Source organism: Pseudoalteromonas citrea (assembly GCF_000238375.3).
Classification (GTDB): domain Bacteria; phylum Pseudomonadota; class Gammaproteobacteria; order Enterobacterales; family Alteromonadaceae; genus Pseudoalteromonas; species Pseudoalteromonas citrea.
Window position 1 is genome coordinate 802,105 of the sequence record NZ_AHBZ03000014.1, and the last position, 11,663, is coordinate 813,767.

12 protein-coding genes are annotated in these 11,663 nt (G+C 41.9%); 4 read left to right on the top strand and 8 right to left on the bottom strand.

The window, feature by feature from the left end; genetic code table 11:
• Nucleotides 1-24: 24 nt before the first annotated feature.
• Together PCIT_RS06865 and PCIT_RS06870 are read right to left on the bottom strand one after the other, a co-directional pair.
• Nucleotides 25-1,098 (bottom strand): general secretion pathway protein GspB, encoded by a 1,074-nt coding sequence (locus tag PCIT_RS06865; RefSeq protein ID WP_010363562.1) that lies wholly within the window; start codon nucleotides 1,096-1,098, stop codon nucleotides 25-27.
• Nucleotides 1,099-1,106: 8 nt separating this feature from the next.
• The gene (locus PCIT_RS06870) at nucleotides 1,107-2,021 is read right to left on the bottom strand and encodes an ExeA family protein (RefSeq protein WP_010363561.1); all 915 of its coding nucleotides are present in this window, start codon (nucleotides 2,019-2,021) and stop codon (nucleotides 1,107-1,109) included.
• Nucleotides 2,022-2,139: 118 nt separating this feature from the next.
• On the opposite strand from PCIT_RS06870, the gene PCIT_RS06875 reads away from it, so the two are divergent.
• Entirely contained in the window at nucleotides 2,140-3,246 is a 1,107-nt protein-coding gene (locus PCIT_RS06875) for a tRNA nucleotidyltransferase/poly(A) polymerase-related protein (protein ID WP_010363560.1), read from the top strand.
• Nucleotides 3,247-3,677: 431 nt separating this feature from the next.
• Nucleotides 3,678-6,581 carry a TonB-dependent receptor domain-containing protein gene (locus PCIT_RS06880; protein WP_010363559.1) on the top strand — a complete coding sequence of 968 codons (2,904 nt, stop codon included), beginning with the start codon at nucleotides 3,678-3,680 and terminating at the stop codon, nucleotides 6,579-6,581.
• Nucleotides 6,582-6,878: 297 nt separating this feature from the next.
• Here the strand turns inward: PCIT_RS06880 and PCIT_RS06885 are convergent, their stop codons facing one another.
• Genes PCIT_RS06885 through folB form a run of 3 tightly spaced genes read right to left on the bottom strand, consistent with a single transcriptional unit; the run spans nucleotide 6,879 to nucleotide 8,523 of the window.
• Nucleotides 6,879-7,682, bottom strand: coding sequence for an undecaprenyl-diphosphate phosphatase (locus tag PCIT_RS06885; protein ID WP_010363558.1), 804 nt, complete (start codon nucleotides 7,680-7,682; stop codon nucleotides 6,879-6,881).
• The gene (folK, locus tag PCIT_RS06890; RefSeq protein WP_010363557.1) at nucleotides 7,679-8,167 is read right to left on the bottom strand and encodes a 2-amino-4-hydroxy-6-hydroxymethyldihydropteridine diphosphokinase; all 489 of its coding nucleotides are present in this window, start codon (nucleotides 8,165-8,167) and stop codon (nucleotides 7,679-7,681) included. Before folK ends, PCIT_RS06885 begins: the two co-directional genes overlap by 4 nt.
• 2 nt (nucleotides 8,168-8,169) lie before the next feature.
• A complete protein-coding gene (gene folB / locus PCIT_RS06895; protein ID WP_010363556.1) occupies nucleotides 8,170-8,523 on the bottom strand; it encodes a dihydroneopterin aldolase in 354 nt (117 codons plus the stop codon).
• A 112-nt stretch (nucleotides 8,524-8,635) separates the two neighbouring features.
• On the opposite strand from folB, the gene plsY reads away from it, so the two are divergent.
• Complete coding sequence (plsY, locus tag PCIT_RS06900; RefSeq protein ID WP_010363555.1) at nucleotides 8,636-9,223, top strand: glycerol-3-phosphate 1-O-acyltransferase PlsY; 588 nt, start codon at nucleotides 8,636-8,638, stop codon at nucleotides 9,221-9,223.
• On the opposite strand, the gene tsaD is transcribed toward plsY, so the two are convergent.
• From tsaD to PCIT_RS06915, 3 genes are all read right to left on the bottom strand, one after another.
• Nucleotides 9,220-10,233, bottom strand: a complete 1,014-nt coding sequence (gene tsaD, locus PCIT_RS06905; protein ID WP_010363554.1) for a tRNA (adenosine(37)-N6)-threonylcarbamoyltransferase complex transferase subunit TsaD — start codon at nucleotides 10,231-10,233, stop codon at nucleotides 9,220-9,222. The two genes, plsY and tsaD, sit on opposite strands and share 4 nt — an antisense overlap.
• An 80-nt stretch (nucleotides 10,234-10,313) precedes the next feature.
• Entirely contained in the window at nucleotides 10,314-10,904 is a 591-nt protein-coding gene (locus tag PCIT_RS06910; RefSeq protein WP_010363553.1) for a YjaG family protein, read from the bottom strand.
• Complete coding sequence (locus PCIT_RS06915) at nucleotides 10,897-11,259, bottom strand: putative signal transducing protein (protein ID WP_010363552.1); 363 nt, start codon at nucleotides 11,257-11,259, stop codon at nucleotides 10,897-10,899. The genes PCIT_RS06910 and PCIT_RS06915 overlap by 8 nt, the downstream gene beginning before the upstream one ends.
• Before the next feature lies 1 nt (nucleotide 11,260).
• On the opposite strand from PCIT_RS06915, the gene PCIT_RS06920 reads away from it, so the two are divergent.
• Nucleotides 11,261-11,656 (top strand): DUF2721 domain-containing protein, encoded by a 396-nt coding sequence (locus PCIT_RS06920; protein ID WP_010363551.1) that lies wholly within the window; start codon nucleotides 11,261-11,263, stop codon nucleotides 11,654-11,656.
• The last annotated feature ends 7 nt before the right edge of the window (nucleotides 11,657-11,663 follow it).

Genomic DNA, 11,663 nt, shown 5'->3' on the forward strand with positions numbered 1-11,663 from the left:
GGCGCGCGAGAGCAATCCGCTATTTTACAGAGGCCAGTCTTGCATCGCTTTTAGTGTGAATTCATAACCATCAAAGTTAAATAGTGCTTGTTCTGGTGTTATCTCTAGTAACTGTAACGCACCTATATTATCGCCTTCATATAACTCCCTGTTGTTGAGTTTTATCCAACGTTTATCTGCCTCTGTAGCATAAATATGTGCTTGATAACGCAGTCTGGGAATACTATTTTGCAACCCTGCTGGTAACAACTCTATTGGCGTTGCTTTCGCAGAGTCTTTACTTGTCGCTATCACCTCACCATTATTATTGCCTTCAGTATCAGAAACGGCCTGTGCAAACGCTTCTTTGAGCTCATCTGACACATTATCTAGTTCAGGATCAGAATAAGGCTTTATGGCGCTATTCCCGGTGTTTTCTGTATCTTGATATTGGTTACTTCCATTTACAGTTGCTATATTTGGCTGAACTAAACCTTGCTGCATTATGCCTTGCTGAACTAGTTGTGGCTGAACGTTAGGTTGCAATACCACACCCGAGCGCACTATGTTCGGCTGTAAAGCAGTTGGTTGCACAAAATGAGGCTGTGTAAACTGTTGACTAGGCACTGTCACAGGGCTACCCAAATGCTGATTGTTAACTGGCACTAGACGCTGCTCATACACAGCTTGCCCAGAAACATCGACACCAATTTGTACCGATGCCCACTGATACTGAGTAGGTTGCTGTCCCTGTGTCATAGGCTGATTAACGACACTCGCGGTATTATTAACCACACCTTGAACGGGGTTAGACGCAACGATAGGGGTTATGGTCGATTCTGTTGACTCTGCTTGTTCCGTCGCGGTTGGTTGTGTTGACGGAGTATGCTGTTCAGTTACAACTGTAGACTGTTCACTATTATGCAGCGTTGATGTTTGCACAAATTTACCAGCCACAAAGCCCGTAGCCATTGCCCCCCCAAAAAGCACAATACCACCAAGTCCAAAAGATAAGCGACGGTAAAAGTTCAACTGCTTTTGATGTTGATAAGCTAAATGAGACTGTTCTGAGTTCTCTGTTTTTTCTGATTGTTTTAGAGCATTAAATAAGTAAGACATTTTTATCACTATACGATATATGACAGGCCAAAACCTGAGAAGAACAACAGCATAAATGCTGTAACAACGCGCCACGTGTAGTTGCGTTTCGCACTTGCCTCTTGTGGCACCAAATCAAGCGGCAGAGCTTCCTGCGCTGCTTGCTGCGCTATGGCTTTATTGACAATTTGCTGTTGCGCTGAAAAAGCCCCCAACAAACAACGATCAGCAAGCAGATTTAGTAACCGAGGGATCCCCGCTGTTACTTTGTGCATAAAAGCAATAGCGTCATGATCAAACAACGTCTCATTACACCCAGCTTTACTTAAACGATGTTGGATATATGCAAAAACTTGTGCTTCGGTTAGAGGTAACAAATGATACCGCGCCGTGATCCGCTGTGCTAGTTGTCGTAATTCATTGCGCTGTAATAACTGCTGCAACTCAGGTTGCCCAACCAGCACAATTTGCAATAGCTTTTTATGATCCGTTTCTAAGTTTGTTAACAGCCTAAGCTGCTCTAGCACCTCAGGTGCCAGATGCTGAGCCTCATCAATGATCAACATGGTGTGGCCGCCTTGCTCATGATTGGCCAGCAAACGTGCCTTTATAACATCCGTTAAACGCTTAAGTGTTGCGTGTTCAGCATCATAATCAATGGCAAGTTCATCACAAATACTTGCCAATAACTCCATTTCAGATAACGCCGGGTTTAATATAAAAGCAACTTGTGTGCTGTCTGGCAATTGTGCCAGCATGCTTCGAGTTACCGTTGTTTTACCGGTACCGACCTCCCCAGTCAAAAGAACAAACCCACCGGCATCCCCCAATCCATAGGTCAAATGTGCCAAAGCTTCTTTATGCCTATCACTTAAAAATAAGTATTGCGGGTTTGGAGCAATCGAAAAGGGTTTTTCATTCAACCCAAAGTAGCGTAAATACACGTTGCGTCTCTTTATTGTTATGATGCACCCTATAATGGCAAAAAAAGCCACCAAGTTAAAACCTTGTTTCCAATTTTGTGAAATTAGTTTTACCCCTACGGTATGATTTGAGGAAAGCATGAAAGTATATTTAGTGGGAGGTGCTGTACGTGATGCACTACTGAGCCGCCCTATCGTTGAAAGAGACTATGTTGTGGTTGGGTCAACACCAGCCAAAATGATCGCCTTAGGGTACAAACAGGTAGGCAAAGATTTCCCCGTATTTTTACATCCAGTCAGTCAAGATGAATATGCCCTAGCACGAACAGAACGAAAAAGTGGCCAAGGCTACGGCGGGTTTATCTGTGATTTTGAGCCGACTATTACTCTGGAACAGGATTTATATCGACGCGATTTAACGGTTAATGCAATAGCCCAATCCGGTGACGGTACTTTAATTGACCCATATCACGGCCAACAAGATCTAAACAACAAAATACTACGGCATGTAGGCCCTGCTTTTAGTGAAGATCCGTTAAGAGTTTTGCGTGTCGCTCGGTTCGCAGCACGTTATCATCATTTAGGGTTTTATATTGCTGATGAAACAATGGCGCTAATGAAAAGCATGGTACAGCAAGGAGAACTAAAAACGCTCACACCAGAACGGGTCTGGTTAGAAATAGAAAAAAGCTTGGGTGACGGTGCTATTGAGGTTTTCACAACAGTATTGTCTCATCTAAATGCACTAAATGATGTTCAGCCATTACTAGTAAAGTGGAATGAAGAGACCCATCAAAAGCTGAATGCTCAACTAGCTCAAGTGCCAAAGGCAGATCCAAACTATAAAGTGGTCTTATTTTGCTTATGGCTTCAACACGCATGTTTAACTAAACTCACAGGAATAGAGCAAACCCTCAAAATTCCCAGTAAATATGCCATTGCGTTAAGGGATTATTGTGAGCATGCAGCCACATTGATGACATCCCCCTCGCCTAAAGACTTATTAAAGCTATTTAACAAAGTTGATCTCTGGCGACGACCAGAGCGTTTCGAATTACTTATTAATATAATGCGCTTTACATTAGGCTTTGAAATAAACCAAAGTGAAAAATTAAAGAAGGTTGCTGGAAGTACTCGCGCCATAAGTGCTCAAGCAATCATTGCCAAAGGGTTTTCTGGCTCAGAGATTAAAAACCAGCTCAATGAAGAACGATTATCTCAAATAACCCATTCGCTTCACCTATAAACTCGACTGTTTATTTAAATTAAGGGAACCTAAAAAGTTCCCTTAAATCAGAAAAAAACGTAAGCGCACAAAAAAGAAACAGCGCAATTAATCAATTGCTAACATAATGACCACATTAAAGAGGGTTAATCACCCTAATAGTTTGAGTATTCGTTTCTTTTATGGAAACTTAATTAACATTACCACTAACATACAAATGAAAAAACACCCACTGTAAACATTACAATACAAGGAAGCGCTGCTCTACAACCAGTAAAAATGCGGAAAAACCAAAAATTAAAATATTAATAAACATTATCCACAAATTAGAAACAAAACCAACAACCACCAAAGTCCCGCTTGTTACATTTAGATGTGCTAAAAATGCTGCATAAATATAACCGCACTTACAAAAGTAAGCGTGGTCCGTAACAACAATTGAAAAAGGTCTTATGTTGAAGAAGTTAAATCTATTAGCTGTGGGTATAAAAGCAGCACTATTAACTGGCGCCGTATCTGGTTCTGCTGTAATGGCAAATGATTCTGGCGAAGCTAAAAAAGTAGAACGTATTCAAGTAACGGGTTCTAAAATTAAACGCTTTAACCTAACATCACCGACTCCAGTAACCGTTATTAGTGGCGTGGAATTAGAAAACCAAGGTATCACTAACGTTAATGACTTACTGGCAGAAATGCCACAAGCGACTGTGGGACTTTCTCCAGAAACAACAACTAACTACATCTTTTCGTCTGGACTAAATACGACTGATTTACGTGGTCTTGGTTCAGAGCGTACATTAGTGTTGGTAAATGGTCGTCGCTTTGTGCCTGGTTCAGTAGGCGGAACTGCTGTCGATTTAAACAACATCCCAACTTCAATGATTGCACGTATTGAAATTGCCACAGGTGGTGCTGCTGCCGTATATGGTGCAGATGCTGTTGCTGGTGTTGTAAACATCATTACCAAAAAATCAATGGATGGTATTGAAGTAGATGTATCAACAATTCGACCTGAGCAAAGCGGTGGCGAAGAAAACTTTTTCTCAATCACAGGCGGAATGGAAGGCGACAAACTGTCATTCATTGCATCACTGAATTACACCGAGAATAAAAGCTATACACAGCTGAGCCGTGACTTTATGCGCACTCCTGTCAATAGCTATTTAAACCCAGCAAATACAAGTGGCGAAGACGGCATTCCAAATAGAGTTGTATTAGGTCAGCCAACGGCCTTAGCTTACTATTCTGAAGGCGGTGACTTCTTCACTCAAGGTGGATTTGATGACAACGCATTTAATAACCATCATTATACCTTTGACGAAAATGGCAACGTACGTGCTTTTGATTATGGTCTAGGCCGTATTCCTAACCCGGGTGTTGGCAATCCTTCTCGCCACTATATTCAAGGCGAAGGTCAACAAGGTGATGGCGTGTTTGGTCACGGCTATAAAGATTACTTCCAAACCCCTCTTGAGCGTGTTATTGCTTCAGCCTACGCGACATATCAATTGCATGATGAGCATGCATTGACATTTGACTTTACTTACTCAAATACAGAAGCAACCTCAGAAAGTAGCCCTGCGTTTTTCCGCCACACAATCCGTCGTGATAACGCCTACATGAAAGATGATATGGCTAAGCTGCTTGATGACAATGGCTTGACATCAGTAACACTGCGTCAAGCAAACGAGCATCTTTGGGGCGATCGTACATACGGACAAGAGCGAGAAGTGTTCCGTACCTCTATTGGCGCAGAAGGCTTTTTAAACGACGATTGGGGCTACAGTGCCTATGTTCAATATGGTCGTATTGAACAAGACACGCTATGGGAAGGTGAGGTTTTAACTCAAAACCAAATCAATGCAATTGACGCAGTTGAGTATAATGGCGAGATCGTATGTGCTGACCGAGATGCAGATGGCAATGTCATTGGTGCTTTAGCGGGTTGTACACCATTTAATACAATGGGTGCGACATCAGCAACTCAAGAGCAAATAGACTACATTGGCACTACCGCAACACGTTTTGCAAAGCACGACCAAGTCGTATTTGCCGTAACAGTTGATGGTTCTTTATTTGAGCTACCAGCAGGTTACGTTGCTGCAGCATTTACAGCAGAGCACCGTCGTGAATCAGCAACAACGACACCATCTGAAAATATGGAGAAAGGGCTAATTTTTGGTAACTCTAGCCTTGCTATGAATGGTGAAATTGAAGTAGACGAACTTTCTACTGAAATCTCTATTCCGCTTATTGAAGGCATGCGTTTCGCTCAAGACTTAACGCTTGAAACAGCATATCGTTACATGGATTACTCTGTAACAGGTGCAGATGATGCGTGGAAGCTTGCTTTAAACTGGGGTGTGACAGATGATTTACGTGTTCGCTTAAACCGCTCTAAGTCAGTAAGAGCACCAAACCTAGGTGACTTATTTACGCCAAACTCTAAGACGTTCGATTCTGGCCGAAAAGACATCTGTCGTGCCGATTCAATTACCGCTTCAGGAAGTGAATTTAAAGACAATGTGATCCGCAACTGTGCAGCAGACAACATGCCTGCTGGCTGGATGCCAACTGATGAGTGGTTAGCTGGTGGTAGCTTGCCTGGCTATATTCGCGGTAATGAAAGTCTAGAAAATGAAGTGTCAAACGACCATACAATTGGTGTTATCTATACACCTTCTTTCGTTGATGGCTTAGATTTCACTTTAGATTACTGGTCATTTGAAATCGATGGTGCGATAGAGTACTTTGGAAGAGATGCAGTTCAATATTGCTACGAGTCAAACTCATTAGACAATCCATTCTGTGGTAACGTAGTACGTAATGAGCAAACTCGTAACGTAGACTACTTCATAAACAAGCCAATCAATGCTGCGCAGTTTGCGCGTAAAGGCTTCGATTTCGAGTCAGCATATAGAACTGATGTGTTCAATGGTTCTCTTGCGGTTAAGTTCACAGCAACCTATTTAACTGAAGCGACTGAGAACTCAACGGGTCGATCTGATGGCCTGAGAGTGAAGTTAGGTGAAATGGAGTCTCCAAGAATTAAAGCGCGTTTATCATCAACGTATGCTCATGATGACTCTTCATATGTGTTAACTGTTAATTACCGTCACTCGACTGTAGAAAGTAACACGTGGACACTTGAAGACAACAATTACAACGATATTCCGTCGTATACTACTTTTGACTTCATGTATAAGACTTACCTAATGGATGAGTTACAATTACGTGTTGGCATAAATAACTTGCTGGATAAGGCTCCACCACGTAATCCTTTTGCATATGACGATGGCGAATTCTTCGATGTTAAAGGGCGTCGTATTTCTTTAGGTGCTAAATACACTTTCTAAATTAAGTAATAAGTAACCTATTCAACGCGCTGATCATTAATCAGCGCGTTTTTATATTGACCCACAACGCATTACCTTTACCTAAAAGACACTGTAACATTTACCCTAGGCCTTAGAGTTTCGCATCTGCAACTCCCCTGCTCCCCAATAGACAAATATCGTCACAGGCACACATATCAAAGTCAGGCTTTCTAAGCGTTTACCACATAATCAACTTTTACGGTTTTACAAGCCAATAGACATAAAAAAAGCGCTTAACGCGCCTTTTTCAGTTCAAATTGAAACCTCAGTGACATTTTATAATAGCAAAAATGCAAACAAGCCAAGTCCTAACAGTAATCTATAAATAACAAATGGCATCATGCCCATTCGCTCAATTACCTTTAGGAAAAAGTGAATACAAAAATACGCAGATACAAAAGACAATACAGAACCCAGTAGTATGGCGTTCCAATCTATGATTTCATCTGAAGATGCTAACTTAAAAATATAGTAAGAGCCTGCCGCCGCAATAACAGGGATCGACATTAAAAAAGAAAACCGCGCCGCACTCTGTTTGTTAAGGCCCATAAGCAGCCCCACAGTCATGGTGATCCCTGAACGTGATGTGCCTGGGAATAGCATCGCCACAACTTGCGATAATCCGATTAATAATGCGCTGACCCAGTTGAGTTGGTAAAGGGTTTTTATCTGCTTAGCTTTGGCATCTGCATACCATAACAACAAACCAAAGACGATGGTGGTAGTGGCAATAATGTAAGCATTACGAGAGTAAATCTCTACAAAGTCTTTGCACAAATATCCAATGATCAACGAAGGAATAGTCGCTAATAAAATCCACCAACCAAGCTGGCTATCTTCTGTTTTACCCTGCTGACCAAATGACTTGAACCACGCACTTAGTATTTCACCCACTTCTTTACGAAAATATATGATCACAGCGACAAGCGTCCCCACATGAACAGCAACATCAAATGCTGTGCCTTGATCCTGCCAACCCAATACCTGTGAAGGCAAAATTAAGTGCGCTGAACTGGATATAGGTAAAAACTCGGCAAAACCTTGCACCAAGGCCAGTACGATAATCTCAATCAAGCTCATGGTGACTCAAACTCCACTTTCCATAGTTTCTGTTGTGGGTTGTGATAACCCTGATAAATTTCTTGTATCGTTTTTTCTTCTGTTGGATGATAAAAGTCAGCGGCTATTTCTTGCAAAGGCAACAATACAAACGCATTTTTAACGACTTCATCTCGAGGTAACTGGGCAGGGCTTTCGCACACAACATCATCATAAAATAATAAGTCTAAATCTAATGTGCGAGGGCTGAACTTTTTATCTTGTCGTGTTCTGCCATTCTCTAATTCAATGCTTTTTAAAAGTCGACATACCTCATCTAACGCCATATCGGTGCGGGCACCGAGCACTGAGTTATAAAAATTACTTCCAGCAAACCCAACCGCTTCGCTTTCATAAACACTCGAATGAATACTGTTAGGAAAGTGAACTAACAGTGCATTCAAACCCACAGCTAAGTTATGTTCTTTATTGACGTTAGAGCCCAAACTAATATAAATCTGCGCCATTGTTATTTCTTTTTCCGTGTTATCTCTACACCCACTGTTTTAGCAGCAGGTACTGCAGCCGGTTTACTTACGCAAATAGACACTTGGGCTACGTTAAATTCAGCTAAAATAAGCGCTGCGAGTTGTTCTACCAATGTTTCTAATAGTTCCACAGGTTTACTGGTGGTATGCGCGATTACACGCTCACTCACTTTGGCATAATCCACTGCCAAACTAATATCATCTGATTGGGCTGCAGCCGAAATATCGGTCAACATCTCAATATCAAAGTACAAGCTTTGTTTACTTTCCTTCTCAAAGTCGTAAACTCCTATTATGGTTTCGACGTGTAGTTGTGAGATATAGACCTTATCCATTCATACTCCAGCGGTGACGTAACTCAAATTAAGGTTGTTTTAATGCTTTAAATCAACCTACAACAACGTTCGATCATAGCCCAAAACTTAGTAAGACAAAATAAGGAAACGTGTGTTAGTTAGTTTAATCTGTATTTGTGCGTACTTAATTGGCTCAATTTCGTCAGCTGTACTCGTTTGTCAGGTATTTGGTTTGGCCGATCCTCGCTTTGCAGGATCAAATAATCCAGGGGCAACAAACGTGCTCAGGCTTGGAGGGAAAGTGCCTGCAGTATTAGTACTTATTTTTGATATTTTAAAAGGGACTATTCCTGTCTGGGGTGCTTACTTTCTCGAAATAGAACCTGTTTGGTTAGGCGCCGTGGCTGTGGCTGCCTGTCTAGGTCACATTTATCCCATTTTCTTCCACTTTAATGGCGGGAAAGCCGTTGCTACCGCATTTGGGGCACTATTACCAATTGGTCTTTCTTTGGGTGGGATGCTCATTGCTACATGGTTATGTGTACTTTGGCTAACACGTTATGCCTCTTTAGCGGCGATCATTACCGTAACCGCTGCACCGCTATACACTTGGTTGATAAAACCGGTATACACCATTCCTGTGAGCTTTTTAACGGTATTGATCATCGTGCGGCATCGCGCCAACATTGCTAGGCTCTTAAAAGGTCAAGAGCCTAAAGTAGGTAAGAAAAAAGATTAAAGAGGTTTTAAGCTATCAAGTGGCCAACGTGGTTGAGTTTTCATATCTAACGGCGCAAATTGTTTCGCTTTCAAACGCTGCATGCCCGCAAAAGCAATCATTGCACCATTGTCAGTACAAAACTCCGTACGCGGATAATAGACTTTCCCCTGCATACCTTGCATGACTCGCTCCAGCTTGCCTCGCAATTCTACATTCGCGCTCACCCCACCGGCAATAACTAGACTCTTTATACCCGTTTGCTTTAGCGCCCTTTTACACTTTATTGCCAATGTGTCGATCACGGCAGTTTGGAAGGCATGCGCTATATCTGCTTTGGTTTGTAAGTCATCCCCTTCAGAACGAATGGTATTAGCAGCAGCCGTTTTTAAGCCACTAAAACTAAAATCAAGCCCCGGTTTATCAGTCATTGGTCTTGGGAAGACAAACTTCTTTGCAATACCTTGTTCAGCCAATTTAGCTAAACGTGGTCCACCAGGGTAATCAAGCCCAAGCAATTTAGCTGTTTTATCAAAAGCTTCTCCCGCGGCATCATCAACCGATTCACCTAACACTTCATACTCGCCAATACCGGTTACTTTAACCATCATGGTGTGACCACCCGATACAAGCAATGCCACAAATGGAAATTCGGGTTGCTCATCTTCTAGCATGGGCGCTAGTAAGTGCCCTTCCATATGATGCACTGCCACAGCGGGAATTCCCCAACCAAATGCCATTGAGCGGCCAATAGATGTACCCACTAACAATGCGCCCACTAGACCAGGCCCTGCGGTATAGGCCACCCCATCTAGTGATTCAGGCCCACATCCAGCTTGTTTAAATGCAGCTTCAATCAGGGGGATCGTTTTTCTAACGTGGTCACGAGAAGCAAGCTCAGGTACAACACCGCCATAATCAGCATGCACTTTGACTTGGCTATATAACTGATGTGCAAGCAAGCCTTGCTCATCGTCATAAATGGCAATCCCAGTCTCATCACATGATGATTCAATACCTAAAATTCGCAATGTACTTCTCCAACCTTATTTCAATATACTAATTTTACCTTGAGCTACTTTTACTCAGCAAGTAAAACTAAGCCTCGACCCTAAATTGTTATGCCAATGTTCGTTTGCCCATCAGCAATAGCGTGTTGCTTGAGTGCTTTAACGCTATCACTGGTGATCCGTCCCATTTGCTCTACAAAATCTATGAGCCCAGCTAGTACTTCTATTTCGTATTGCATTATTTCATGCTCTCGAACAAGACTGTTTTCAGGTTCTATATCCTCATTCTCCAACACGAACTCAACATATCGAGCGACAGTAGCTTGAGATATTTTCGCAATATCAATAAATTCTTGTTCATCTTTGGCCATTAAACCATGGAGCAAGCCTAAGAGTGCTGTGGCCGTGTCAATTGCTGGGTATGTGCCAAACATATCAAACTGCGATAACTCAGGTACATTTGCTTCAACTTTGTCAATTTGCTTCTCTAAGTTGATTTTACTCTTTGGGAAAACAATTATTTCCCAACAGACATTCAACGTACTCTTCATCGTTGCAGTGTCACCAAATCCGGTTGCATCGCTAAATAAATCGTAATTCGGTAACATACGCTCAATGACCGCAGCGGCAAGCACCGCCTTTTGTAGGTAATTTAAATCTCGGATACGTTGGAAGTTATTTGCTTTACTCATGTTGTTTCCCACATTGCCAGCAATATTGAAATGCTGGACCATTTATTTCACGGCACTGTATACAACGCCAATCTTCATGTAGTTGCGATTGTGCGTAGTTTAACAATATTTGCTGGGCATCATGTAGCTTTATCTCATAGACATAGAGACTTAATTTAGCCTGCTCGGTCGGAATTTCTCCAATAGCGCCTTGCAACGCACTACCTTCAAGGTGTGATTGAATTTTTGCCTGTGCAAAAAGACCTTGAATGATATGTGCTTCCATTAAGTTATCTGTTGTAAAAGCACATCGCCATTTAAAGCTATTTTCTGTCATACTGAACTTACCTGTTGAAAAACGCTCTGTTAGAGGCATTATGACACTCACAACACCTGGATTGCTTTTTCCTGCAATCTCACTATTACTTTTAGCATACACGAATCGATTTTTAGTGCTTGCACAATTAATTCGTGAACTCAATGCTCGCGAAGGTAATACTTTAAGGCCCCTTGTTAGAGCGCAAATCGCTAACCTCAGAAAACGCATAAAGCTAATTCGCTTTATGCAAGTTTGGGGCGTTATTTCTTTTTTGCTGTGCACACTCTCTATGTTTGCACTATTTATAGATGTGGCATTAACAGGCATTGTCCTCTTTGGAGCAAGCCTCTGCTGTCTGGCTCTTTCACTGATTATTTCTTTATATGAAATTCACATTTCTTGTGATGCAATTGAGATAGAATTGCAAAATATCGAAAAAAAGCCATCATCGTAATTAAGCA